General features: G+C 40.0%; 24 protein-coding genes, 3 tRNA genes and 1 pseudogene. 15 read left to right on the top strand and 13 right to left on the bottom strand.

Annotation, left to right across the window (positions count from 1 at the left end):
- Positions 1-68: 68 nt before the first annotated feature.
- A complete protein-coding gene (locus NIES592_RS10385) occupies positions 69-680 on the top strand; it encodes a DUF2996 domain-containing protein (protein WP_073555692.1) in 612 nt (203 codons plus the stop codon).
- Here the strand turns inward: NIES592_RS10385 and NIES592_RS10380 are convergent.
- Complete coding sequence (locus tag NIES592_RS10380; protein ID WP_073555691.1) at positions 677-1,183, bottom strand: TM2 domain-containing protein; 507 nt, start codon at positions 1,181-1,183, stop codon at positions 677-679. The two genes, NIES592_RS10385 and NIES592_RS10380, sit on opposite strands and share 4 nt — an antisense overlap.
- Before the next feature lie 465 nt (positions 1,184-1,648).
- Between NIES592_RS10380 and NIES592_RS10375 the strand changes: the two genes are divergently transcribed.
- Positions 1,649-2,158 carry a hypothetical protein gene (locus tag NIES592_RS10375; RefSeq protein WP_062248190.1) on the top strand — a complete coding sequence of 170 codons (510 nt, stop codon included), beginning with the start codon at positions 1,649-1,651 and terminating at the stop codon, positions 2,156-2,158.
- Between the two features lie 40 nt (positions 2,159-2,198).
- Here NIES592_RS10375 and NIES592_RS10370 read toward each other — a convergent pair.
- Positions 2,199-2,692, bottom strand: a pseudogene (locus tag NIES592_RS10370) (DUF4385 domain-containing protein).
- Between the two features lie 78 nt (positions 2,693-2,770).
- Here NIES592_RS10370 and NIES592_RS10365 point away from each other — a divergent pair.
- Both NIES592_RS10365 and NIES592_RS10360 read left to right on the top strand, forming a co-directional pair.
- Positions 2,771-3,232, top strand: a complete 462-nt coding sequence (locus tag NIES592_RS10365) for a VOC family protein (protein WP_062248192.1) — start codon at positions 2,771-2,773, stop codon at positions 3,230-3,232.
- 448 nt (positions 3,233-3,680) lie between these two features.
- On the top strand, positions 3,681-3,956 hold the full coding sequence (locus NIES592_RS10360) for a hypothetical protein (RefSeq protein WP_009456927.1): 276 nt from the start codon (positions 3,681-3,683) through the stop codon (positions 3,954-3,956).
- 95 nt (positions 3,957-4,051) lie between these two features.
- Here NIES592_RS10360 and NIES592_RS10355 read toward each other — a convergent pair whose 3' ends face one another.
- Together NIES592_RS10355 and cutA are read right to left on the bottom strand one after the other, a co-directional pair.
- On the bottom strand, positions 4,052-4,432 hold the full coding sequence (locus NIES592_RS10355; RefSeq protein WP_009456926.1) for a phosphomannose isomerase type II C-terminal cupin domain: 381 nt from the start codon (positions 4,430-4,432) through the stop codon (positions 4,052-4,054).
- 79 nt (positions 4,433-4,511) lie between these two features.
- A complete protein-coding gene (gene cutA / locus NIES592_RS10350) occupies positions 4,512-4,835 on the bottom strand; it encodes a divalent-cation tolerance protein CutA (RefSeq protein ID WP_009456925.1) in 324 nt (107 codons plus the stop codon).
- 420 nt (positions 4,836-5,255) lie between these two features.
- On the opposite strand from cutA, the gene NIES592_RS10345 reads away from it, so the two are divergent.
- Positions 5,256-5,645 carry a hypothetical protein gene (locus tag NIES592_RS10345; RefSeq protein ID WP_062248195.1) on the top strand — a complete coding sequence of 130 codons (390 nt, stop codon included), beginning with the start codon at positions 5,256-5,258 and terminating at the stop codon, positions 5,643-5,645.
- Positions 5,646-5,958: 313 nt separating this feature from the next.
- Here the strand turns inward: NIES592_RS10345 and dnaK are convergent, their stop codons facing one another.
- A complete protein-coding gene (gene dnaK / locus NIES592_RS10340; RefSeq protein WP_062248198.1) occupies positions 5,959-7,869 on the bottom strand; it encodes a molecular chaperone DnaK in 1,911 nt (636 codons plus the stop codon).
- A 259-nt stretch (positions 7,870-8,128) separates the two neighbouring features.
- Positions 8,129-8,335, bottom strand: a complete 207-nt coding sequence (locus NIES592_RS25065) for a hypothetical protein (RefSeq protein WP_178379514.1) — start codon at positions 8,333-8,335, stop codon at positions 8,129-8,131.
- A 20-nt stretch (positions 8,336-8,355) separates the two neighbouring features.
- Here NIES592_RS25065 and NIES592_RS10335 point away from each other — a divergent pair, with 20 nt between their 5' ends.
- From NIES592_RS10335 to NIES592_RS10325, 3 genes are all read left to right on the top strand, one after another.
- On the top strand, positions 8,356-9,177 hold the full coding sequence (locus NIES592_RS10335; protein WP_073555690.1) for an Rpn family recombination-promoting nuclease/putative transposase: 822 nt from the start codon (positions 8,356-8,358) through the stop codon (positions 9,175-9,177).
- Between the two features lie 36 nt (positions 9,178-9,213).
- Positions 9,214-10,215, top strand: coding sequence for a tRNA dihydrouridine synthase DusB (dusB, locus tag NIES592_RS10330; RefSeq protein WP_073555689.1), 1,002 nt, complete (start codon positions 9,214-9,216; stop codon positions 10,213-10,215).
- Positions 10,216-10,513: 298 nt separating this feature from the next.
- Positions 10,514-11,752 carry an MFS transporter gene (locus NIES592_RS10325; protein WP_073555737.1) on the top strand — a complete coding sequence of 413 codons (1,239 nt, stop codon included), beginning with the start codon at positions 10,514-10,516 and terminating at the stop codon, positions 11,750-11,752.
- A 59-nt stretch (positions 11,753-11,811) separates the two neighbouring features.
- On the opposite strand, the gene NIES592_RS10320 is transcribed toward NIES592_RS10325, so the two are convergent.
- Positions 11,812-11,885, bottom strand: a tRNA-Arg gene (locus NIES592_RS10320).
- A 39-nt stretch (positions 11,886-11,924) separates the two neighbouring features.
- Between NIES592_RS10320 and moaC the strand changes: the two genes are divergently transcribed.
- The 5 genes from moaC to NIES592_RS10295 all read left to right on the top strand — a co-directional run bounded on the left by moaC (position 11,925) and on the right by NIES592_RS10295 (position 14,656).
- Positions 11,925-12,440, top strand: coding sequence for a cyclic pyranopterin monophosphate synthase MoaC (gene moaC, locus NIES592_RS10315; protein ID WP_062248202.1), 516 nt, complete (start codon positions 11,925-11,927; stop codon positions 12,438-12,440).
- A 224-nt stretch (positions 12,441-12,664) separates the two neighbouring features.
- Positions 12,665-12,922, top strand: a complete 258-nt coding sequence (locus NIES592_RS10310; protein ID WP_062248204.1) for a 2TM domain-containing protein — start codon at positions 12,665-12,667, stop codon at positions 12,920-12,922.
- Positions 12,923-13,035: 113 nt separating this feature from the next.
- Positions 13,036-13,347, top strand: coding sequence for a DUF3181 family protein (locus NIES592_RS10305; RefSeq protein WP_073555688.1), 312 nt, complete (start codon positions 13,036-13,038; stop codon positions 13,345-13,347).
- Between the two features lie 209 nt (positions 13,348-13,556).
- Positions 13,557-13,775 carry an acetyltransferase gene (locus NIES592_RS10300; RefSeq protein WP_073555736.1) on the top strand — a complete coding sequence of 73 codons (219 nt, stop codon included), beginning with the start codon at positions 13,557-13,559 and terminating at the stop codon, positions 13,773-13,775.
- Positions 13,776-14,221: 446 nt separating this feature from the next.
- Positions 14,222-14,656: a hypothetical protein gene (locus NIES592_RS10295; protein WP_009456907.1), complete on the top strand. Its 435-nt coding sequence runs from the start codon at positions 14,222-14,224 to the stop codon at positions 14,654-14,656.
- Between the two features lie 286 nt (positions 14,657-14,942).
- Here NIES592_RS10295 and NIES592_RS10285 read toward each other — a convergent pair whose 3' ends face one another.
- Both NIES592_RS10285 and NIES592_RS10280 read right to left on the bottom strand, forming a co-directional pair.
- Entirely contained in the window at positions 14,943-16,454 is a 1,512-nt protein-coding gene (locus NIES592_RS10285; protein ID WP_073555686.1) for a hydroxysqualene dehydroxylase, read from the bottom strand.
- A gap of 105 nt (positions 16,455-16,559) precedes the next feature.
- A tRNA-Ala gene (locus tag NIES592_RS10280) sits at positions 16,560-16,632 on the bottom strand.
- Positions 16,633-16,901: 269 nt separating this feature from the next.
- Between NIES592_RS10280 and csaB the strand changes: the two genes are divergently transcribed.
- A complete protein-coding gene (gene csaB / locus NIES592_RS10275) occupies positions 16,902-18,014 on the top strand; it encodes a polysaccharide pyruvyl transferase CsaB (protein WP_073555685.1) in 1,113 nt (370 codons plus the stop codon).
- 25 nt (positions 18,015-18,039) lie between these two features.
- Here csaB and NIES592_RS10270 read toward each other — a convergent pair.
- Positions 18,040-18,111: transfer RNA gene (locus tag NIES592_RS10270), tRNA-Thr, on the bottom strand.
- 34 nt (positions 18,112-18,145) lie between these two features.
- Here NIES592_RS10270 and NIES592_RS10265 point away from each other — a divergent pair.
- A complete protein-coding gene (locus NIES592_RS10265; RefSeq protein WP_062248213.1) occupies positions 18,146-18,424 on the top strand; it encodes a DUF3493 domain-containing protein in 279 nt (92 codons plus the stop codon).
- Between the two features lie 98 nt (positions 18,425-18,522).
- Here the strand turns inward: NIES592_RS10265 and NIES592_RS10260 are convergent, their stop codons facing one another.
- From NIES592_RS10260 to NIES592_RS10250, 3 genes are all read right to left on the bottom strand, one after another.
- A complete protein-coding gene (locus NIES592_RS10260; protein ID WP_073555684.1) occupies positions 18,523-20,304 on the bottom strand; it encodes a DUF1565 domain-containing protein in 1,782 nt (593 codons plus the stop codon).
- Positions 20,305-22,269: 1,965 nt separating this feature from the next.
- Positions 22,270-22,740 carry a HetP family heterocyst commitment protein gene (locus NIES592_RS10255; protein ID WP_073555683.1) on the bottom strand — a complete coding sequence of 157 codons (471 nt, stop codon included), beginning with the start codon at positions 22,738-22,740 and terminating at the stop codon, positions 22,270-22,272.
- Positions 22,741-22,812: 72 nt separating this feature from the next.
- Complete coding sequence (locus NIES592_RS10250) at positions 22,813-23,742, bottom strand: HlyD family efflux transporter periplasmic adaptor subunit (protein WP_073555682.1); 930 nt, start codon at positions 23,740-23,742, stop codon at positions 22,813-22,815.
- Positions 23,743-24,631: the final 889 nt, after the last annotated feature.

Here is a 24,631-nt window from a genome sequence, read left to right as displayed (position 1 = left end):
GGTATCTCAAGGTGAGCGATCGCTCCCCAAGCTTCCCTAAAAGCTATACATAAGGATTGATCTGAGCAATGACAGAACAAACCAATCACAATGAAGCGGGAGAGGTGGCTCCCAGCACCGATTCCCCGGAAGCGACAGACATTCCCACTTCCAACGCGCCAGATTCAAAAGCAGCAAATCCAGACACAAACCCCAATGCAGCTAAAACTACAACTGCACCACCCAAGCGGGAAAAACCCGCCGCCGCAGCTAAAACAGCAGATGGGGAAAAACCCGCTGCCAAGGCTGCTAAGAAGGAAAAACCACCAGCAGTTGAAGATAAGCCGTTTTCAGAGTTTATCCAACAATACTACTTACCTGCTTTACAAAAAGCTGTAGCCCAAGAAGGGGTAAAAGACTTACAAATTTCTTTTGTAAAACAGCCGGTTCCCATCAAAGGGATGGAACAACTCGGTGAGTGTTGGCAAGTTGTTGGCAACTTTGCAGATGGCGTACGCCACTTCAATTTATATTTTCCCGATGAAGATATTCAAGGGAAAAAAGCTTTTTCCTGCAATGAAGGGAAACGCCCCAGTACTTTGGAATCATTTTTAATTGATGAACGCAAAACCACACTAGATTTACTGGTGTATGGTTTGATGCAGCGATTGAATGGTCAGAAGTGGCTGGGGAGAAATTAACCTAGCTCATAGAAATGGTAGGTAACAGCTCCAGTTATGGGGTCGTTATCTATCCTCACATAACCTGATTTCAGTAAGTCTTTTAAAGCTGATTCTACTTCTGCAAAACTGGCTCCAGTTACTTTTACGCCTTGAGTAACAGTGATCATCCCACCTCGACTTTCAGCAGCCTCGATGAGTTTGACAATCAGTTGATTACCAGTAGGACGATATACTTGTGAAGCAACTACAGCTTGTTCCAAAGGTACGCCAAAGGGCGACACACCTGCTTTTAATTTTAGTTTTAGTTCGTGTTCATCTACCATGTTGGGGATGAAAAACAAATCTATAAACTGACCGATGCCAAAAACACCATAGGTCACTAACCATAACAAACCCGTCCCAATTTTGCCATTGTATAAACGATGTAATCCTCCCAATCCAAAAAACCAACCTGCACTCAAGATGTAGGAGACAAATAGACGTTCTTGGTGATCTTTGTTGGTATGGTTTTCTGCATTCATCTTTTTTCAACCCCTTGGACTCTTCACTCTTGGTTTTTAGACAGTTTTCTTATTGTTTTTTGTTTCTTGTGGCAATAGACTTTTAGATTAAATTTTGTGGTAAGGACGAGTTTGTATAATAAAGGATTTCTAAGTTGACTAAAATATTGCTAAACTCGCCTCTATATTAAGTAGTTGGCGGCTCTAAACATTGTCACTACGACCATGATTTGACTAACGCTAACCCACTTAATTCTAAGATAACTAACTTGTTGGATAAATTTAGAATTCGCAGTGACTAAAAATACAGAATATTAATTTTTATGTCACAACTAGGAACTAAGCAGGGAATAAAACAAGATTGGTAGATGAATGGCTAGACAGTGTTGACGTGGCTTACAAATTTAAGATTGATTTTGTACTCAGTTGTGAATACTTATGATAAATGTAATAGTAAAATACTAGCTATTTTAGGTACATCTATCCATGTTAACAAAAAAATCTATATTCTTTTTTCTGGCTTTTTTAGGAATTTTATCTATTTGTACATCAGCCAAAGCAGAATTTGGCTCTGAATCTACTGCATCCCAAGAACAAGTCGAAAAAGAGGTATTAGCACAAGCCAATGCAAAAGTTACAAGTTGTGATAAACAAGATAAAAGTGATACAACCTTACTTTTTAATACTAATAATGGCAAGACTGTGAGAGTTTTTCGGACAAGAAATACTTCACCACAGCAATTATTGATGAATATATATGACAGCAAAAACCGTAAAGAATTAGCTGCATGTTCTCCAGCAGCGCGGTTAACACAACCAAATCAAATTACTTACAATACAAAGGTGCAAAACACGATATACTATGCCACAGTCTTAATTAATAAGCAATCAAAAATAGAAGGAAGTATAATAGCAACTGATCAAAACGGCAAAAGAAGATTGTGGACAGAACCAGCTGCTGGCGAGGTGACGTTGAAGCTGAGAATTTCTGATTGACACAGTCCCATTGCTAAACGCTTTGCGTTCTAGCGGAAAATTATTTTTGTTCGTACATTTGTTTATGTCTTGCTACAAGTTGGAGATATTTCTCGTTAGTTTTAGCTTGTATCCACTTTTGTTTAAAGATGTTTGCTGATTCAGCTTTAATTGGGTCTACTTCATAAGATAAGATTTTATTTCTCACTTGCTTTTCGGCTTCTGCAGAGCCAGCCTTTTGGGGATTGATTTTATATTTTCTGCCACTTTTGTGGTTTGCATAACGGCGCGATCGCGTGTAACCCATTTGTAAAAATTTCCGTGCCATATCTACGCCCACAAAATCATCCTGATCAAGATAAGCTAGAAAATTTCATAGATTTTTTCGCCAGATTCTCGAGCAATATCTGGTGTTTTAAACAGCCAATGCGGCAAAATTTCCGATTTATATGGTTCTACCAAAAGCACACCCTGTTCACCTTTGCCAATACAATACAATTCAGGGTGTTGTCTAAAATTGATATTTTGAAAATCTAGTGAATAATCAAATATCATGATAGCTTTTTATTATTAAAAATAGATTTAAAAAAAAATCTTTGCCATCTATCCTCGAAAGTAAATTTTAGTAAAGTTATGTTATCCAGTCCCTACTCTCTCAACTCTGTTTTGACTCCAGGAGACTTGCGGCGTGTACATCATATAGCTTTGAATGTCCAAAATATGCAAGCTTCACGACACTTCTACGGCAATATTCTGGGTTTACATGAACTTACGGGCGATGAAGTTCCAGAAACGTTAAAGGATTTAGTTGTCCAGGGAAAAGTAGCTAACTTTATTACTCCTGATGGGACTATCCTTGATTTATTTTGGGAACCAGAATTATTACCACCAGATCCCAATCCAGAACGCACTTTTACCAGAGCTTATCATCTTGCTTTCGACATAGCTCCACCGAGTTTTGATCGCGCCGTCGAAGTACTCAGACAAAACCAAATTGCGATCGCCCACGGTCCAGTTACTCGCCCTACTGGACGCGGTGTCTATTTTTATGACCCCGATGGCTTTATGATTGAAATCCGCTGCGATCCCATTTGAAGGAGGACAAGGGAGGTGGGGAACTCGGCGCCCCTGGTGGGGATTAGGGGCGGTGGGGAGATGGGGAGAAAACAATTCAAAATTCAACTGAGTAAAATTCAAAATTTAGGAAGAGGGTGTGAGGAGTGGGGGGAGTGTGAGGAGAATAATATAGTGATACCAAGTTGTGTTTAAAAACCTCACCCCCTGCCCCTAATCCCCAACGCCAGGTGACGCCACGTGCTTTATGCCGAGAGACCCGTCCGCCGGAGTGGCTCCTTTATGCCGGGGAAAGAGTCCACCGCACTGGCTCCTCCCTTGGGGGAGTGGGGACCCCGAGTTTCCCTCTCCGAACTCGCGGAGAGGGGTGCCAAAGGCAGGGTGAGGTAATATCTATGAATGCAACTCGGTATGACAAATGACAAATAACAAATAACAAATAACCATTGACAATTGACCATTGACTAATATGCAAATTTTCCAAGTCATTGAAGAAGCAATCAAAAAACCTCCAATCCCACACGAACCAGCAAAACAGTCATTAAAAGCCTGGGCGATGTATTGCTTGCGAGACAGAGGTTTTAAGGTGGTATATGCTCAAAATGCTGATTTTGCTATTGAAATGAAGGGCGGTGAAAAACTTTATTTTAAAGTAGCAAACACTGATGATAACTTAGATCATCAATTTGGTTGGATAGTTTGGAACAGTGCTACAAAAACTGCTAGCCTTGTTCCCCCACAATAAAAAATGAGAAAATATATATTTAATTTATATCCTATAGGGTGGGGTATTGCCCACCCTATGATTTTTGTAAGATAAAATTTGTGCTACAAGCCAGACTAGATTGATATTGGGCGTTCTACATCATCTTCACCCAAGTACTCGCCATTCTGAATTTCCAGAATAATCAGTGGGATAAATCCTGGATTTTCTACCTGATGAAGTGTTGCAGGAGGAACAAAAGTTGATTGATTTTTATTAAGAAATTTTTCCTCCTGACCACAAGTAACCTTTGCTGTACCAGAAACAATGACCCAGTGTTCACCACGGTGATAATGGATTTGTGGTTTAATGCCGTGCTTTGGCTTAATTTCTATACGATTAATACTGTAGTTATTCCCTTTTTCTATGACTTCTACTTTGCCCCAATATCGTGTATCAATATGGGAAGAAGATTGATTGACTTTCGACTGAGTATTACAGTTCTCATTTCGAGTCATAACTAGTTTCTTAACTAGACAACTATTATTATTGTTCTCTAGCCCAAGGTGAAAATAACTACTGCTATAGAATTTTTAACTACATCTTTTTTAATGAATTTAAGGGAACTTCTGCATTTAACCATTCAAGAAAGTGTTGGTTGATTTCGGTGGGTGAAATTTCGGCAATAAAGTTAGTGTAATTAATATACTGGCGAATCACTCCTTCAATTTGTTCCCGATATCCAGCTTGAGTTTTCACAATTAAAACCATTTCTGGCTCTTCTGTGATTTCTCCTTTCCATATGTAAGCACAAGTAATAGGGAACCAATTGACACAAACAGCTAATTTTTGTTCCAATAAAGCACGACCTATCTGACGGGCTTCGTCTGCGTTATTTAAGGTAATGTAGTAAAGTTTCATATGAAAATTCTTGATATTGTTATCTAAATACTTGACTTTTTCTCAAAATTAGACGTTATTTAGTGTACCTAAGTTTTTCCAAAAAATCTATTACTAATAAACTTTAGTCAATTGTGCGATCGCTAGTTTCATCCAGCGTTGTAGTTTTGGTCATCTCTCATTGGTAGAACTGCGGCTAGTTGCCAAACTGTCACACTTTGCTAAACCTAGTCTAGGTGATTAGGCAAAATTGAACTTGTTATGGATGGAGGTAAAGAAACAGGAAATAGGCAGACGCGGTGCGGTGATGTATACCGTCAAAACCTTTAACTTACCTTTAACCCGGATGTTGCAGAATCAAAAAGTGTCCAGCTATAGTGCAGCTTAAAGTAGAATCAGCCAAAATTGATAGTAGGTATTTATTTATGAGAAATTGAATTTATGAAATGCTTACTACTAAATTTGGCACTTTTAATTGGTACACTTAGTTTGATTCCAAGCGCCTATGCCAACCAGGCGAATACTCCAGTAACTAATGGCAGTAATCGAGCAGGTTTTTTGGTTACTAAACCAGTGACAATTAACAACAGGTGGAGTAATATCAGCAACCGCAACAATCCTCTACAAACAACTGCAAATTCCATTACGGTAGTCAGGGAGCAGGGATGCACCAGGATTGATCCACTTGAGTTAATTCAGAATCCTGGTCTGGTTATCAAAGAATGCGAAGAGCGGAAAAATCAAACTCCTGAGTATCTCCAGCCAATAGAATATTTCAAGACTCCAAAACAAATCAATTCTGGTATTAATGTTACAGTGACTAAATTTTGACTTTATCAATTTACTGATCAATAACTATAGGGCAAATACTATAAGTACTGCGAGATTGAAACAGATTCGTCTCCATCGTAGCGATCGCACTCTCTGCAACAACCCCTACTAAACTGCAACTTCCACAGTCCCTTGTCTCATTATTTCCGGCGCGCGTACTCTCAAACTCAGGCGATCGCAACCACTAACCATTAACGGGACTTAACAAAAAAATGACCACCCAAAGGTATACCTTGAGTGGTAATTGTTAAATTTGTTGTTTGTTAATTGTTGATAGTTGATTGCAATAACCAACAACTAACGACAATCAACATTACTTAGACTCTGTGAAATCAGCGTCAATCACATCATCACCGCCACCACCAGCAGAGGAGGAAGCACCAGCATCTGTAGTACCAGCACCATCACCAGTTGCACCGCCACCAGCTTGCTGATAGATGTTGCTACCAACAGCAAACAACGCTTGTTGTAGTTCTGGCATTAGTTTCTTGATTTGCTCGTCGTCATCTTTGCTAATCGCATCGCGCAAATCTTTCACCAAACCTTCAACTTTGGTCTTGTCAGCAGCCGGGACTTTATCGCCCAACTCTTGCAATTGTTTTTCGGCTTGGTACGCCAAAGAGTCAGCTTGATTCTTGCGATCGATTTTCTCACGACGCTCTTTGTCGGCAGCAGCATTTTGCTCAGCTTCTCTTACCATCCGCTCAACGTCGGATTTATCAAGGGTAGAAGCACCTGTAATGCTAATGGACTGTTCCTTGCCAGTGCCTTTATCTTTAGCGGTGACGTTTAAAATACCATTGGCGTCAATATCGAAGGTCACTTCAATTTGGGGTACACCACGGGGTGCAGGGGGAATACCATCAAGACGGAAGGTTCCCAGACTCTTGTTATCGCCTGCCATTTCCCGTTCGCCTTGGAGGACGTGAATTTCTACGTTGGTTTGACCATCGACGGCGGTGGAGAACACTTCTGACTTCTTAGTAGGAATAGTAGTGTTGCGAGGAATAATCTTGGTCATTACACCACCCAAGGTTTCTACACCTAGAGATAGCGGTGTTACATCTAACAACAAGATACCCGTGACATCACCAGCAAGTACACCAGCTTGAATCGCAGCACCAACTGCTACCACTTCATCAGGGTTAACACTTTGGTTTGGTTCTTTACCTAACATCCGCTTCACCAAGTCTTGGACAGCGGGGATACGAGTAGAACCACCCACTAGCACGACTTCATCGATATCATTCTTGGTTAACTTAGCATCGCGCAGGGCATTTTCTACAGGGATACGACAACGGTCAATTAAATCAGAACAAAGTTCTTCAAACTTGGCCCGTGTCAGAGTCATATCCAAGTGTTTGGGACCATCTTGAGTCGCAGTGATAAATGGTAAGTTGATTTCAGCTTGGGTAACGCTAGAAAGTTCTATCTTGGCTTTTTCTGCTGCTTCTGTCAGACGTTGTAAAGCTTGTCTGTCTTTACGTAAATCAATACCTTCGTCTTTCTTAAATGCTTCTGCTAAGTAATCAACAATTTTTTTATCGAAGTCGTCACCACCAAGGTGGGTATCACCAGAAGTAGCTAGCACTTCAAACACACCGTCACCTACTTCCAAGATGGATACGTCAAACGTACCGCCACCAAGGTCAAATACCAGGATGGTTTCGTTGCTCTTCTTATCAAAACCGTATGCTAGGGAAGCGGCGGTAGGTTCGTTGATAATCCGCAATACTTCGATTCCCGCAATTTTACCAGCATCTTTGGTAGCTTGGCGCTGAGAGTCGTTAAAGTAAGCTGGAACAGTAATTACAGCCTGAGTTACAGTTTCGCCGATATATTTACTGGCGTCTTCTACTAGCTTGCGCAGAACTTTAGCAGAAATTTCTTCTGGTGCAAACGCTTTACCTACTTGGGGACATTCCAACTTCACGTTTCCACCACTTTGGACAACTTTGTAGGAAACTTCTGTGGCTTCGTTTGTAACTTCTTCGTAGCGGCGACCGATAAATCGTTTTACAGAATAAAAAGTATTTTCGGGATTCATCACCGCTTGGCGCTTGGCGATTTGCCCAACCAAGGTGTCGCCATTTTTGGCAAACGCCACAACTGACGGTGTTGTCCGAAAACCTTCCGCATTAGCAATAACCGTGGGTTTACCACCTTCCATTACTGCTACGCAGGAGTTTGTCGTACCTAAGTCAATTCCAACTACTTTTGCCATTGTAGGTGCTGGCTCCGTATAACTACAAATGAATGAATGGGAGTATAAGGGACTAATTTTTGAACTAACTGGTTTTTTGAAAGCAGCCAGTCCAGCATCAATACCTTTGGTTTTTACTTGGGCAAAAACCCAAGTCTATGCTGATATATATACTGAGCCTGTGTAGCCAGTCCATGAAGGGTGGTTTTCCGAACCTTAGCAAGGGCGGTTATGCTTCATGTTTCTACTTGGCTCATACATATTATTGCTTTCACTTCGTCTAATGTATGAGAATTAATACTTCCTGAGATTCGGGTGAACCGTAATCTGATGGTCGTGTTTGCCGTCTTTTGGTTAAGTTATGATCGTCAAGATGTAAGAAATACAAAAGCTTTTGATGAATGTGCGATCGCAAATGCAAATCCCAACTAGCCCTAGTAACGCTCTTTTGCTTGAGCGATCGCGCGGTAAAATCACAAGAGTGCAAAACTCAGTAACCTATAGAATGTGAAAACAGACAGCATCTTTTATCGTATTTTTCAGGAATTTCCCTACATCTTCTTTGAATTAATTGGTAAATCGCCTGAAACCGCAGACACTTATCAATTCTCCTCCATCGAAATTAAGCAAACTGCATTCCGAATAGATGGTGTTTTTCTTCCCATCCCAGAAGAACAAAACCCAATTTACTTTGTCGAAGTCCAGTTTCAAACAGACACAGAAATTTATTCGCGTTTGTTTTCAGAAATCTTTTTATACCTGCGTCAAAACCAACCCAAAAATTCTTGGCGGGGAGTGGTTATCTACCCAAGTCGTAGCTTAGATACATCAGATATCAACAATTACAGCGAATTTTTTACTAGTCAGCGTGTTAGTCGTATTTATCTGGATGAACTAGGTGAAGCAATATCCTTACCAGTTGGCCTTGCTACCATCAAATTAGTAGTAGACGATGAAAATCAGGCAATTGCAAATGCCAAGGAATTAATCAGTCGAACCCAACAAGAGATAGATAACGAACCGAAACAGCGGCAGTTATTAGAATTAGTAGAAACTATCTTGGTTTATAAGTTTCCAAAAATGACTAGAAAGGAGATTGAACTTATGTTTGGGTTAAGCGATTTGAAACAGACACGAGTTTATCAAGAAGCCAAGCAAGAAGGTAGGCAAGAAGGTAGGCAAGAAGGCGCGCGTCAAGAAAAATTTAGAATGATACCTTTGTTGTTGAGATTAGGATTGAGTATAGAACAAGCAGCAAAAGAGTTGGATTTGAGTGTAGAAGAGGTTCTGCTAGAGTCACAAAAACTCTCTCAAAGTCAAGATAGTTAAATAAAAAATAACAAAATTTGCACCGAAACATTATTTATGCTTTCTCCTATCCTCAAAACAAGACTCTCATCACCTTTACAAGTTGGCAACTTTGAGGTGAACAGTCGAGTTTTGCAGTCGCCTTTTTCTGGGGTGACAGATTTGGTGTTTCGTCGCTTAGTACGTCGCTATGCACCAGATTCGATGATGTACACAGAAATGGTGAGTGCGACGGAGTTACACCATGTCAAACAATTGCCAAAAATCATGGAGGTAGACGCCAACGAACGACCAATTAGCATTCAATTATTTGATTGTCGCCCTGATTTTTTGGCAGAAGCAGCACAGAAGGCAGTGGCAGAAGGTGCAGATACGATTGATATCAATATGGGTTGCCCTGTCAATAAAATTACTAAAAAGGGTGGTGGATCTTCCCTGTTGCGACAACCACAGGTAGCTGAAGCAATAGTACGGGAAGTCGTTAACGCTGTGGATCTCCCTGTAACAGTTAAAACTCGTATCGGCTGGAATGATGAGGAAATTACGATCCTGGATTTTGCAAAACGGATGCAGGATGCAGGCGCACAAATGATTACAATCCACGCCCGGACTCGCGCCCAAGGTTACAATGGTAACGCCCGTTGGGAATGGATTGGCCGTGTCAAAGAAGTGCTTTCGATTCCAGTGATTGCCAATGGTGATATTTTTTCGGTAGAGTCGGCAGTGCAATGTTTACAGTCAACGGGTGCTGACGGGGTTATGTGTTCTCGGGGGACATTAGGTTATCCGTTTTTGGTGGGAGAGATAGATTATTTTCTCAAGACTGGTGAGAAGTTACCACCACCAACACCGATACAGCGTTTGGAATGCGCCAAAAAACATTTACAGGCACTTTGGGAATATAAAGGTGATCGCGGAATTCTGCAAGCCCGTAAACATATGACTTGGTATGCAAAAGGTTTTGTGGGTGCAGCCGAGTTGCGTGCAGAATTGAGTTTGATAGAAACGGTACACCAAGGTGTAGATTTAATTGACAAAACGATTGAGCAGTTAAATTAATACCAATTTGAAAAAAGAATAGAACACGGAAATAATATCAGATCCCTCCCCAATCCCCTGATATTAAAAGTTTTTCTTTGTTTTCCCCCTTTCGGGGGGTTAATTCAACTTTTGCAAGAAGTCCACTAACTGCCACAATTCTGAAGTATTAGTTATTATTAAGTAATGTAACAATAATTGTCAGTCATAAGTCGCAAGTCTATTGTCAAGGTTTTAAATTCCCTAATACCAAGCCTAAAATCCAATGACAATTGACAATTGACTCTTGACTGTTGACTTAAATTTAAGTGCATTTGCTGTGAAATTACTTAATAAAATTGATACACCATTACGACAGAATCTGCTAGTTTTATTTACAGCAGGTTTATTATTCTGGTCTAGTTTGGCTTCTTTGTTGCCAACCTTACCACTTTATCTGGAAGAAGTGGGGGCGAGTAAGCAACAAATTGGGATTTTAATGGGCAGCTTTGCGATCGGACTGCTCTTATTTCGTCCTTGGTTGGGTAATTTAGCAGACCAACAGGGTCGTAAAATTGTACTACTGATTGGAATGGTAGTGGTAGCGATCGCTCCCCTCGGTTATGAACTCACGACCAATGTACAATTGTTAATGGTGTTGCGTGCATTTCATGGCATTAGTATCGCCGCCTTTGCTACTGGTTACATAGCGCTGGTAGCAGATTTAGCACCACCTAGCCATCGTGGTGAAATTATTGGCTACATGAGTTTAGTGAATCCGATTGGTTTAGCACTCGGACCTGCTTTGGGTGGTTATTTACAGGCTGCGGTTGATAATACCGCATTATTTTTGTTATCTGCGGGGTTAGGTGGGTTAGGGTTGTTATGTATTTTGCCAATTGTCAATCCACCAGTCCAGAAGCAAGCGCAAGTCGAAAACCATAATTCTAATTTTTGGCGAATGTTGTTTAGTCCCAGGGTGAGAGTACCAGCATTCGTGATGTTAATGGTTGGTTTAACAGTTGGGACTTTGCATACCTTTGCACCCTTGTTTATCAAATCTACTCGAGTTGACTTAAATCCTGGGTTGTTTTACACAGCTTCGGCAATCTCTAGCTTTAGTGGTAGGCTATTTATTGGTAGGGCAAGCGATCGCCTTGGGCGAGGACTTTTTGTGACTGTTGGTTTAGCTTTGTACTCTTTATCGATGGTACTGATGTGTCTAGCCAACAATGCCAGTACTTTTTTACTTGCAGCCCTGATTGAAGGTGCTGGAGGTGGTACATTAATTCCGATGATTTCAACACTCATGGCAGATCGTTCCCTTCCTCAAGAAAGGGGACGTGTTTTTGCTATCTGCATAGCTGGGTTTGATTTTGGCATAGCGATCGCAGGCCCAATTGGGGGTTTTGCTGCTGATCAATTCGGCTATCGCCTAAGCTTCGGTTTAGCAGCTGCTTTAACCGGACTTGGTATGATTGTTTTTCTTACCCAGTGCAGTAAAAATCTGCCCACTTCCCTACGTTTTGCCCTTGGTCGTGGTCAAGACTATTATGCCCTAAATGGAATTCAAGATTGAAAGCTGCAAATAAAAAATGAAGAATCCAACTTCTTCATTTTTTACTTTAGATTTGGAAACGGGCGAGGAGGGATTCGAACCCCCGACACCGTGGTCCGTAGCCACGTGCTCTAGTCCACTGAGCTACACGCCCTTGCGATCACAGAATCTAATAATAACACATCGTTATCATATGACGCAAGATAATTTTCAAAATACTTGTATTGACCTTACCCACCTAGACCACCAAGGGCAAGCCCAGATGGTAGATGTATCAGAGAAACCATCTACAGTTCGCCAAGCAACAGCAGCTGCAAGAGTGCGAATGCTAAGCGAAACCTTTGCTGCGATTCAAGCGGGAAACGCTCCCAAAGGAGATGTACTCGCAACAGCACGACTAGCAGGAATTATGGCTGCTAAACAAACAGCTAACTTGATTCCTCTATGTCATCCTTTACCTTTGCACAAAGTAGAAGTACTGTTAACACCAGATCCACAACTGCCTGGTTATCAAATTCAAGCCACAGTTAAAACCAAAGCCGAAACAGGGGTAGAAATGGAAGCCCTCACAGCTGTTTCTGTTGCTGCTCTTACCCTTTATGATATGGCAAAAGCTTTAGAAAAATCGATTCAAATTGAATCAATTCGATTAATTAGTAAAACCGGCGGTAAATCAGATGATTTTATCAATGACTTGCTTGGTCGCTAGGATTTGAGTGCGACCGAACGCGAGTGCTATGAAAAAATCCGCGATAGTAGTGCTTTTGACCCACGTTCCACACTACGTAGTTTTTTAACGCAAAGGGGCGCACAGACAGCGCGGAGGAACGCAGAGTTTTTCTAAGTTGATTTTTTGGCTAGACGGTAACAACAACCGAAAAAATCCTAAAATGGTTCAGAAACCAAATTTTATTAAAATCTGTAACAAAGTATATGCCTCCTCGTTGGCCTCGTAAACCCGATCGCAAAGACCCAGCTTACCGCAAACTAGATGACCGGATGAATTTTGCTGTCCATGTGGCAATATTTGCAGCCTGTAATTCGGGGTTATGGTTCTTTCACAACTTCTTAAAAGCTACTTGGGAATGGCTACCTTGGGTGACATCAGGGTGGTCAGTGATATTGTTAGTTCACCTGATTTATATTGCTGCGATCGCTAACTATTCGGAAATACCGCCCAAATCCACCTGAAGATGGACTAATAAAGCTGGGGCAATTGTAACTTGTGGCTGTAGAGTCTCCCAATAATTGAGCGATAATAGTTATAGTTTATAAATTCGCTTCCGTTCATTAGGGTTATTTTTATGACTAAGACTAACACCACAGAATTACTGGAAGCCCTAGCAAATGAAATTGGCGAAAACGTTTACATGGATATTGCCAAATGGCATTTATATCTATCAAATGCCAAATTGCATACTGTGGTTGCAGAACAAGTTTATCCCTTAATCACTGCTAATAAGCCTGTAGATGAAGATGATGTCATTCAGATTCTCGAATCTATTCCTGTGAAAATTGGTGGTGGTAGAAGGGAAATTCCTCTGATTGATTTATTACCTCTGCAATGTCAGGTGAATTTGGTAGATATTTTAGAAAAATTCCAACGCGAAATGTAATTTTTTTCTTTTGTGTTAAGTAGATTCAAAATTACTTGACTTACTAATTCTCTTTTGAAAAGAGAAGCTATGACTGCGTATCAGTTCTATTTATAAATCCACTCTAGTAGCAAAAATATTTGCAAAAGATTGAGAAGAAGGACTGTTACACAGTTTTTTTATGGTTGATTTTCTATTCAAGCAATATAAATTTACGGAGGTTATTTATTCTGTTGTTACAACTCAAAGATAGTGGTGAATTGTTGAAAATTCTTGATGTTCAAGAGTTAATTGATCCTAGCATCGATACTATTCATGCTAGAGATCAAGAAGGTCAAGAAGAACAATCACCAGAAGCTTATAAAAAAGAAGACCTCGTTTTTCCTTCAGGTGAAAGTCTACCACGCTGTTGGATGGATGCAAATTATAGAAATGCAAAAGCTTCTTAATTTGGTCGATTGATGTAGAGATGCGAGTAACATCGCATCTATGCTTTATTTGCTAAGGTCATTTTTATTTTTTACTACTTTAGGAACTTCCAAAAAATCATAGAATCTTCTTATAGCTTTTATTTTTTAAAATTGATGAGTAAACATAATTATTAAAATTTGGAATTTGAAAAATAAATCTCAAAATTCAAAATTGCCATGATGGGTATCACCCATCATACTTGCAATATTGAATGAATGTTATTATTAGCGATCGCACTTAAAAAATCTTCCTCACAAATACATCAATAAACAATTGGTGAGTTTGTTTGAGGAGATGCAATACAAAGAGCGATATCACTGATTTTGTGTGAAAAAATCAGAATTATTTGCAAAAAGAGGGATAATAATTGTTGTGGTTAAAAGTGAGGAGACTTTCTAGCAAAGTGACAATATAGGAGGTAAAGATGGGTCGTCTACTCTACGAAGAATCGTTGTCTTACAAGGGATATTTAATCATTCCTTTTGTTTTTGGAAAAGCGGATAATTACGAGATTTATTCGTATAAATTATTGTCAGAAATTGGTTACACAAGTAAATTCCACAAAGTGGAAAATCCAGCACAAATATATGGCAGTAGTGTCAGTAATATCCTGGATATTGCCAAAGAACATATAGACCAAAATTCAGAATTGGTTAGTGAAGGCGATTATTTTAAGAATCGCTATGTTTACCGTAATAGCCTCATAATTATTTATCGAGAAGAGGGTAAATATTTTTACGACCACTATCCACCAGATTCATTAAATAATATTGCAGCACCCAAAATCTTCACATCAGAATATGAATGTTTGAGTTGGATCAAGCAAGGACTTGATAGCCTGCATGTGCGGCGCAGGTAGTGGGAGATGGGGGAGTGGGGGAAGTGTGAGGGGAGTAAAAGAAATTTTCTATCCTTGTACTTCTCACACCCCACCCTTACGGGAAGCCCTCTGGGTAATCTTCGAGAAGCCGGGCTTCGCCCGTCTACGGGGGTTCGCAATCGTGACGGAAAGCGGAGCCAGTGCGGTGGACGGGTCTCCCGGCATAAAGCACCTGGCGTCCAAGACTGCGACCCCCTCACTGCTACGCGTCTACATACCCCTCATACTCCTCATACTCCTCACACCCTCTTTCAAGCCAGAGAAGTTAAGGTAGCCAAAAATTAGGCAAGATAGACTTACTCACATGACGCACTGTTCTATTGACAGTTCTTACTAGTTGAATATGAGGTTCATCAGCTGCCACTGGTAGAATTTGTGCTGGTGTTCCCTCGCCTAAGTGGGAAATCACTAAATTTGCTGCTTCTAATCCTGTGACGTAAGCTTTTTCTTGAGACCAAGAACCGTGGCGGCTAATAATCCAATCACCACTCATAAATACATTTTTTACGCTAGTTTTAGCTGGTAGCATATAGCGATAGCTACCAGGGGCAAAGTGAGTTACTGCTTGTGGTAAACGAATGACACTGCTATCGATTACTTTTGCTTGCTGAAATTCTGGAATGCAAGTTGCTAAATAACGCTGCACTATCGATACAATGTCCTGATCTTCTAGGGGAATAAATTGATTAGCATGATAAAAATCAACTTCTACTACTGTCCCTGATTCATGTTGATATTCATCGTGTAGCGCGTTTAAGTCAAAAAATGTCCAGCCTGTAGTCTGATCAAAGCCAAAGCAAGCATTAGAAGGACGAGGAATTGTAATTTTACGGTCAAACCAAAGACGAGTTGCTAAAACATCAATCGCCCCTAAGTTATTTAAATTCCGGAATTCTGCACGAGTTTGCAAACTGCTGCTACTTGAGACAATCTTTTTCATTCCAGTGACGCCGACAGCGAAAATTACTGCATCAGCATCAAACACTTCTTCACCACAAACTACACCTGTCGCTCGATTATTAGTATCAATAATTAAGTCAGTTACACGTTTACTGGTAAGGAATCTTCCCCCCAGCTTTTCAATGTGTTGTATCCACGGACGAAATATTTTTTCTCCCACGGTTCCCCGACACCAAACCACATCAAAATCAGGTTGATGTGCCAGAATAAAAAAGTAAAGCATTCCTAAAGTAGCTGCTGCGGAACATTGTTCACCAGGTGCAAACAAGCCCACCAATAACATTGGTTCAAATGACTCGCTATAAAGTCGTGCCGAAACTCCAAAATCTTTAAACAATTCCCGCGCAGTCACAAAATCATATCGTCGCCAAGCTGCATCAGAATTATCAAAATCAATGACGGCATAAAGTAAAGGTAAGGCACTGAGGCGATCAATTAATGGCAGACGTTTAAATTGAGTATAGATAAAAGTCCCTAGAGGTGTGGGAAGTTGGGGTAAATCTTGAAAAATTGGTGATTCAACTTCTAAACCTGCGGGTGAATATTGGGAAGAACGAGTCCAACTAGTAAAAGGGTTAATCTTTAGTTCATTAATTAGGGAAAAAATATTTCTGTAAGGATACCAAAAACCGTGAATTCCCGCTTCTACTGATCGTCCTCCTGGCGTTTTCCAACCTGCGACAAGTCCGCCAGGGTAGGAACCTGCTTCCAGAAGAGTCACATCGTATCCTTGTTTTGCTAGATGATAGGTTGCACCTAACCCAGCCCAACCTGCACCAACAACTATCACCTTTTTACGCTGTGATGCTTCTGTCATTGTTCAGTCTCCGGTTATCACTGTAGGGGTATACCCAGCCTTTGTGGTTCTAGTATTAATTTATTAGATTTTTAATAGCCAAAGTTTTGATTATGTAAAAAAAAGTGGAGCTAAGCGGATTCGAACCGCTGACCCCCTCAATGCCATTGAGGTGCTCTACCAACTGAGCTATAACCCCCCATAAAGTATTGAATTGTACAGCTTTTAGCAACTTTGTATAATTGCTATGAATTTTTCACTTTTATGATTATACAACAAAATCTGCTTTTTTAGCAAAAACTATCATTAATATACATTAACTGAAGCAAATTTGCAATTAATTCAGTGAGCAGTTCTCAGTAATCAGCGAGCAAATTAAATTGCTTATTGTTAACTGTTGACAGTTCACTGATTCCCAACCACTAACCAATACAATAGTCTGAAAATTCATAATCTCAAAAGGCTAAGATGCGGGCGCTATTGTCTGGGTACTACGGTAAAGGAAATGGTGGCGATGAGGCTTTGTTGGCAACGCTACTGCAAATGTTACCATCTAATGTCACACCAGTAGTTCTTTCTGGCAATCCAGAGGAAACACACAATCGTTATGGTGTAGAAGCTTATGAACGTATGGCTTTTCCTAGCTTAATCAAAGCTTTACGTTCTTGTGATGCTCTAATTTGGGGTGGGGGTAGTTTAATTCAAGATGCTACCAGTGCGATTAGCCCATTTTACTATGGAGGTATGATGAGTGTAGCTCAAAAAATGGGCTTAAAAACTGTTGCTTGGGCCCAAGGTATCGGGCCTTTACATCGTCGTGTGACGCGCTGGTTGGCACGACAAACTTTTGCAGGTTGTACGAGAGTAAGTGTACGCGATCGCGCTTCGGCAAGTTTACTGTCTGATTGGCAAATTCCCCACATCCTCGCACCCGATCCGGTTTGGGCGTTACAATCCAAACCTGTAGAGACGTACCATGGTACGTCTCTACAACATGGTACGTCTCTACAACATGGTACGTCTCTACAACATGGTACGTCTCTACAAAAGGATTTATCTGCACCGAGAGTTGCTGTCACATTGCGATCGCATCCCCAACTCACCCCGACTCGCCTCAGTCATCTGACTCGCGCCTTGGTTGATTTTCAAAAAGCTACACAGACTTTTATTGTGCTGCTACCCTTCCAAAAGGCACAAGATTTGAGTATTGCCCAAGCAATGCAATCATCACTCAAGGATGTTAGTCAAATTCTTTGCTTGGAAGAACCACAATTGTTAAAGGGTGTGTTTCGCGGCATTGAAATGGCGATTGGAATGCGCTTACATAGTTTAATCATGGCAGCAAGCGAAGGTTGTCGCTGTTTTGCTTTGAGTTATGACCCGAAAGTTAACCTTTTAATGGAGGATTTAGATATGCCGGGGTGGCATTTGGCAAATCTACCAGATGACCCCAATATTATTAGTAAAACCTGGATTGAACATTACGCCAATGGTGATCCACTCTCATCAGAAAAAATCCAGTTTTTAGTAGATGGGGCGCTGATTCATCGCGAGGTATTGCACCAAGCTCTAAATCATTAAACACTGATAACTTTTCACTGAACAAAGCCGATGGCGGGATTTGAACCCGCGACCGCCCGATTACGAATCGGGTGCTCTACCACTGAGCCACATCGGCACAAACAGTCCGTAATTATAGCATCTTTAATATCATGGTACAACCGAACCCCGAAAACCGCCGCTCCCAACACCCAATGCATCCGGAACGGTATGCTCGTCTGAAAGCAGAAATCGCAGCCCCCTATCGCAACATACGCAAATTTATTTATCTCGGTGCTGGTGCTTCCGGTTTTATTGGTGCATTTATCTTCTTTTTTCAGGTGTTGGCTAGACGTAATCTTGATACTGCCTTACCCAATTTTGCACTACAGGTAGGAGTAGTTGCCGTGGCCATGTATCTGTGGCGCTGGGAAAATAGGCGGAAAAGTTAGTGGGAGGTGGGGAGGTGGGGAGATTGAGAGATGGGGAGGTGGGGAAAATAAACATTGATACTTGCTCCCCAATTCCCAATCCCCAATCCCCAATATCTCTACTGCACTCTCACCAAATAGGGGGAGGAAATAGCCTGAACTTGTCCAGCACTTGCCAGTGCTTGGTAAACAAAAGCAGCGACTTCTGCCCTAGTTGCTTCACGGTTGGGATTTAGTTGTTTTGCGTTTGGATAATTTACCACTAACAGTTTTGTCGTTGCTGCTGCCACTGGCCCGGTAGCATAACTAGGAATCTGGGCAGCATCTGAGTAGAAGGAAAGCACATTCTGGTTGTTAGCAGTTAAATTTAGACCGTTAGCTAACGAGACTAGTACCTGTACTCGTGGAATTTGCTGTTGTGGTTTAAAGGTGCGATCAGGATAGCCAGAAACAAACCCCAATCTATACGCATTTCTAATAGCATCATAAGCCCAAAATTTACTATTAACATCGCTGAAGTTAGTAGCTTCACGTTTCGGTTGAGTTTGGGCAAAGGCTTTAGTGACAATAGCTGCAAATTGCGCCCGTGTTACAGGATCATTAGGCTTAAAAGTACCATCTGGGAAACCAGCAATAATATTCTTAGATGCTAAAGCTTCGATATAGCTTTTAGCCCAATAACCAGCTGTTACATCCCTAAAACCGCCAGCTGGTATATCAACTGTAGAGGCAACAAATTCAACTGAACCAGCTATTTTCTTAGTATCAATATCGTTGCCAACAGCCAAAATCTTAATCGTTTTGGTAGCGTTATTGAGGTCATAACGGGTGTTATTACGAATCAGATTACCGCCAGGACTTTCGGTTGTACCAAGATCAGGCGCAGCATTGACAGTTGCTACTACACCATCCCGTTTATTTCCCTGAATAATATTCTTACGCAGGATAGGTTTAGCTGTGTTGTTGATATAAACACCGTCTTGATTGCCGATGATTTGATTTCCCTCAAGCAAAGGTGTAGCACTATCACTAACCGCCACACCAAAACCAGTATCTTCAAAGATATTATTCCGAATGACTCCAGCAGCAGATTTGGCTACTGAAAGACCATTACCTTTGTTTTGTACAAAGATGTTGTTTTCTATCCTGGGATTACCTTTACCTGTGACAAAAACGCCATCTCTGACACTGTTAGTAAATGTACTGTTCGTGATCGTGGGGTTAGTTGATTCTACCCATACAGCCGTGCCACGAGAGTCTTGATTCGTAACCGTTACACCTGTAATGAAGCTATCCTTTTCAGTCTTAATCGTCACATTTTGACTGGCAAAGGTAGGACTAATGTACTTACCGCTACCGACAATTAGTACACCCTGACCTTTGGTCGCTTCATCCCCTCGTAAAATTACGCCCTGCTTAACTGTCAGCGGAAAGACTTCCCCACTTTCTTTGTTATAAGTACCGGGTGCTAGTTGAATAGTTGTACCTGGTTGAGCTTGACTAAGAGCATAGGTAATAGTTTTATAAGGTTGTGCGGTTGATGTGCCAGCACCAGTGGTATCTGAGCCAGTTGCAGGATTAACGTAGATAACGTTTCCAGTTACAGGAACTGTTGTTCCCTGAGTGGTGTTTTGAATTATTGTTTGATTAGTGTTCTGATTTCCTGTTTGAGTAGTGTTTTGAATTTCTACTTGAGTGGTATTTTGATTTCCTGTTTGAGTGGTGTTCTGATTTATTGTTTGAGTAGTATCAGCGTTTACCCCAACAGGCAAAAGCAGAGAACCACCGGAAAGCAAGAATAAAGTGGTGAGTGCTACAGGTACTCGGCAAGTATTGCAAAGGTTTTTACCAACAAGTAAGCGAATATTTTTTTGTTGAATGGGAAAACCCTGATGTTTCATATTTATTTATTACGTCTGTGATGTGCTGATTTACCGCATGTTTAGAAATGTGTCAATTGCAGCCACTCATTTGCTAAACACATGCAAAACTATAGCGGAAGACATGCACCTTTGCAGCTGGGTTCCCATGCAAAATTTAATTTCTGTTTTGTAAACTCAGAAAAATTTACAAGAAAGTTAAAGAGCAAAGCTGACTGGTGGTAAGTGTTCTGGCTGTTTTGCTTGCCTAATTTAGTCAAAGTTAGATTAAGCGATCGCTTTCCATCATTAAGTTAGCGATCGCACCTTTATAGAGAATCTCTATACTTTAGTACTGTATTAGCCTGTCGTAAACACGCGTAGTACCGTGTATCCTTAAGTAAAATTATGTATATGAATGTATCAGTATTTTGATTTAAAAACTTAACATTAGTATATAACTAGAAATACAAATAGACAAAAAATAAAAAAAATATTAGGAAATCAAAAAAATCAAAAATTTCTGCAAAACTAGTAATTGTTCAAACGGGGTCAGCTGATATAAAGACCCTGAATATAAACCATCATATTTAAAAGGAGTCAAAACTATTTCAAGACTCCCTATGAAGTAAAACTCACAATGTTCTAAGTGCCAAGTAACAGCTTTATATTGCTTGGCACTTTTAATTTGCCAACTTCTAGGAAACGGAGATCGCCCTCCTAGCTTCTACGTCAGCCCCTAACCTTACGGAAAGCTACTATTGCATCTACGTGACAGAACCGCCTTTGTGGGATCTGATAACCGCGCTGGTTCAGAAGCATACTACTTCAGCTATTCAGGCAAAAATTTAGCATATAAAAAACTGGAAGCTACAGGATTTTTGTAAGCTTCCAATTATTGCTTGCTGTTTAAATAGCAAATTTAACAGTAGATATAATCCCAATAGGGAGGATTAGGATTAGTATTTTTGCAACAGAGACAAAATAGCCGGAAATCCTACCAGCCACAAAAACGATTCAACTATTACTTTTACTTTTTCTGATCTTAGTTGTATTAAGTATTAGCTTATTTGAGAGAAAGCAACATCCACCACAATGTTGTAACTCCTATAAGCAATATTTAGACTTGAGCAGAAAAAGAACCACCACTAGTAATAGCTTGAGTTTAGAAGCATTCTTAGTAACTCAGGTTCGGTTAAATTTTGATTATCCTTAGCTTTGCTAAAAAAGGCTTACTAGGGTGTTCAAATACTTAACCTCACTCACTGAACAGTATTTTTGCTCGTCTCCCTTTTTCAAGTTTAATGTTTTGATTGTTATGTTAATCAATAATCATTCATTTACTTGCTCCTAACTATGGAAGTTTTAGGTAAACTAGATATCTAATTTTATTATTTATAATGTATAAAACTAAATCCTTGTTGTTATGCCAAAGTGGCATATTCTTTTATCAAAGCAACTCGGAAACGTCAAGTTTTATATTATTTTTACATTTGCTTTACGTACACATAAATAGTTTAATTACCCCAAATTTCGTTTTGTAGTTTTATTAGGATGTGTCATGCCGTAGGCTAACGCATCATTGAGTGTTTTTTGGTACGTTAGGATCAATGTCCATAACACACACACCATACCAGAATCAAGCCCTTGTGTGTACGCTTGAGCCTCGTTTAGGGGAGGACACCAAGGTGGTTATACCAAGTTGTGTTTAAAAACCTCACCCCCTGAAGGGGTGCCAAAGACGGGGTGAGGTAATATCTATGAATACAACTCGGTACTAATTTGACTTTTGCAAGAAGTCTAAGAAAGTTACGGAATCTAAAACAGGGTATTTCTTCTTTTTTTACCTAAATCAATCTAATAACCCCAGACCACTTTCTAAATTTGATAACTGATAAGTCCCCACTGATTTAATCATTCTGCCATACCATAAATTACTAACTAGTATGGCAGGTGATGTGAAACTCAACCCAGTATATTTCTGGCTTTATTGACCCAAAAGATATCTTAGTTGATTTCACAAAATTTGAATGACAAATCTTGATTACTTTCTGGTTTGAGTTCCGCTTGCATTGATTGGTATTCGCGAATTTGTGTTCCTAGCCACTGGTTTTGATGACCACCACGAATTTCTCTTTTTTGTTTACCCACTACTTCTAGATAAGCCAGATCCTTGATTTTACTTAAGCAACTTTGTGAGGGATTGCTATCAGATTTTTTCTCGGAGGGAAGTTTGGCGACTTTGAGATTTTCGTTGCGCTGTTGATTAACTCTTTTGAGTTGCGAGTTTTCTTTGATTAATCGGTTGTAGGTGCGGTAAGGAATGTAATGTAAAGGATTGTAGCCAGCAAAGCGCAGTATTAAAACACAAGCCCAGGAATACTTACCTGCAAGAATGGCTTCTACTAACTGATCAAATTGTTCTGAGTTAAGAGTCTTCTCGAAGTTGCTAGTAGCGCTAGATACATTTTGGTTCATGGTGCTGTTGTCCTGGATACAATAAATAAGTTTGTTAGTTTTTGTGGTGAAGAGTGGCCTAAGCAAGATTTATCAATCGCTTTCGCTGTTTTGCAATTCCTTCATTGGTTTGAGGAACATATCAGCAATACGGCGATGGTGAATGATTTCGGCTGTGACTACTTGTCCGGGTGTGAAGTTGACAGTTTGATTGCTATCCAAAGCTATTTCTACCCGACGCACCCAACCTAATCTTTTATCTGTTTGAGCATCCCTGGAGACTGAAACAACTCTTCCTGAGAGAATGTTGTTATTTCTATAGCTAGGAATACTCTGCTTTTGCGTTTTAGCAACATTTAGACGCTGGGAATCAAAATTAAGCTTGATTTCTACCAAATCTCCTTTATCAACAAATGCTGCTTTTTGGGAGGGTAGTATGAGCAACAAAACCCCAGACGCATGAATTGGAGGAATTTCTGCAATAATTTGCTTAGGTTTAACTTCCTCGCCAGTACCACGGATATTTAAAGAGGACACAACCCCATCTATAGGTGCGTACAGAGATTTTGACTTTAACTGTACTTGGCTTTTGTTGAGCAAATTTTGAGTTTCGGTAATCTTCACTACTTTACCCAACTCTTGTGGTTGAAGTTGATAAAGCTGTTGTGATGGTGCAACTTTTCCTTGAACTTGGCTGACTTGTTGTATCTTTCCAGTACAGACCCAAACTAATACAGTTGCAAAAAAAACTAGACCGCCTAACAAAATTAGATGAGGAACAATAGAAGGGCGTTGTTCTAATACTTTTTGCAAAGATGTAGAGTAATTACTTGTACTCGTAATTCCTGTCTGGATTGTAGGTAGTTCTGAGAAAACTGCTCCTGGTGAAGCAACATTACCTCCGTAAATTGATGCCATTTCAGGTGTTAGAGCGTAGCAGGGATGCACATCCTGTAAGTTAATTTCTAAACTCCCTGATTGACTTGAGGTTTCGACTGCATTTGACCTGATGATTCTGTCCATGAGCTGACCTAAAATCGGAAACCTGACTATGAGTTTTAGGTTTGATAAGGCAGTGACTGAGGCAAAAATTTACCTTGAGTCATCTTTGTTGAATGGTAGGAAAAAGTCTCCGTTTGGCTCTTAGTAGATGCAGTTTTGCCCTCTTGAATATTTGGCTCACGCCTAATTTAATTACTTTCCCCTGGCGATATTACGTAGTTTTTTATACTAAAAATTAGGAGATGTTTAAGTGAAGCTGCTGGGATTCTACAAGAGCAAAGAAAAAAATATTCATGCTTGATGTTCAAGGGCAACATTCGTACTTATACTATTTTTTTTCATGAATGTCATCTGCTGATTTTTCATTTCTTTCCGTTCGGTGTAGTCAATATTTTTCCCTATCTAACTAATTATTATACAACTCAGATTTTGTCCATCAGTGTTAAATACATTAGGGGTTTCGCCCCTCACCTACTATTTATTTTTGACTTTGATTTTTTCAAAAATTATGAATTTCACTATGAACTTTATTGATAAGTTTTCAATAAATAGAAATACGCACATGTGATGTTGTTGATGTTTACGTGGCAGGAAAATAATAATAGTTTTTACTGTTATAGCAAGATAATCTTGTTTGTACTTACGACAAAAAGCTTACCTGAAGTTGTTTTCAGATTAGCATTCTATTGCAAATTTATAGTGAAACTGCTGTTAATTTTACTTGAAAATAAATACTTTGCTGTGAATAAATAGTTGTGTTTTTTACCTTTTTATGGTATTATGTCTGAGGTACTTTCAGCAATACATCTGTCAATCAAAAACAATTACTACAACAATTTTTTCGCAGAACAAATGTAGCGGTTAACGCTGTGCAAAATTATGAAATACAGCAACTACAAAGAAAATTAGT

This window comes from Fischerella major NIES-592 (assembly GCF_001904645.1).
GTDB classification, from domain to species: Bacteria; Cyanobacteriota; Cyanobacteriia; order Cyanobacteriales; family Nostocaceae; genus Fischerella; species Fischerella thermalis.
Note: the sequence above shows the minus strand (reverse complement) of the source record. Positions and strands in the feature narration are given on the sequence as shown.

Coding starts and splice junctions, on each gene's coding strand:
- NIES592_RS10285 (WP_073555686.1), bottom strand. CDS start 16,454: ATGACAGAAGCATCACAGCGTAAAAAGGTGATAGTTGTTGGTGCAGGT.
- NIES592_RS10365 (WP_062248192.1), top strand. CDS start 2,771: ATGTTATCCAGTCCCTACTCTCTCAACTCTGTTTTGACTCCAGGAGAC.
- NIES592_RS10255 (WP_073555683.1), bottom strand. CDS start 22,740: ATGAACCAAAATGTATCTAGCGCTACTAGCAACTTCGAGAAGACTCTT.
- csaB (WP_073555685.1), top strand. CDS start 16,902: ATGCGGGCGCTATTGTCTGGGTACTACGGTAAAGGAAATGGTGGCGAT.
- NIES592_RS10305 (WP_073555688.1), top strand. CDS start 13,036: ATGACTAAGACTAACACCACAGAATTACTGGAAGCCCTAGCAAATGAA.
- NIES592_RS10265 (WP_062248213.1), top strand. CDS start 18,146: ATGGTACAACCGAACCCCGAAAACCGCCGCTCCCAACACCCAATGCAT.
- moaC (WP_062248202.1), top strand. CDS start 11,925: ATGACGCAAGATAATTTTCAAAATACTTGTATTGACCTTACCCACCTA.
- NIES592_RS10375 (WP_062248190.1), top strand. CDS start 1,649: ATGTTAACAAAAAAATCTATATTCTTTTTTCTGGCTTTTTTAGGAATT.
- NIES592_RS10295 (WP_009456907.1), top strand. CDS start 14,222: ATGGGTCGTCTACTCTACGAAGAATCGTTGTCTTACAAGGGATATTTA.
- dusB (WP_073555689.1), top strand. CDS start 9,214: ATGCTTTCTCCTATCCTCAAAACAAGACTCTCATCACCTTTACAAGTT.
- NIES592_RS10360 (WP_009456927.1), top strand. CDS start 3,681: ATGCAAATTTTCCAAGTCATTGAAGAAGCAATCAAAAAACCTCCAATC.
- dnaK (WP_062248198.1), bottom strand. CDS start 7,869: ATGGCAAAAGTAGTTGGAATTGACTTAGGTACGACAAACTCCTGCGTA.
- NIES592_RS10380 (WP_073555691.1), bottom strand. CDS start 1,183: ATGAATGCAGAAAACCATACCAACAAAGATCACCAAGAACGTCTATTT.
- NIES592_RS10250 (WP_073555682.1), bottom strand. CDS start 23,742: ATGGACAGAATCATCAGGTCAAATGCAGTCGAAACCTCAAGTCAATCA.
- NIES592_RS10355 (WP_009456926.1), bottom strand. CDS start 4,432: ATGACTCGAAATGAGAACTGTAATACTCAGTCGAAAGTCAATCAATCT.
- NIES592_RS10260 (WP_073555684.1), bottom strand. CDS start 20,304: ATGAAACATCAGGGTTTTCCCATTCAACAAAAAAATATTCGCTTACTT.
- cutA (WP_009456925.1), bottom strand. CDS start 4,835: ATGAAACTTTACTACATTACCTTAAATAACGCAGACGAAGCCCGTCAG.
- NIES592_RS10385 (WP_073555692.1), top strand. CDS start 69: ATGACAGAACAAACCAATCACAATGAAGCGGGAGAGGTGGCTCCCAGC.
- NIES592_RS10310 (WP_062248204.1), top strand. CDS start 12,665: ATGCCTCCTCGTTGGCCTCGTAAACCCGATCGCAAAGACCCAGCTTAC.
- NIES592_RS10345 (WP_062248195.1), top strand. CDS start 5,256: ATGAAATGCTTACTACTAAATTTGGCACTTTTAATTGGTACACTTAGT.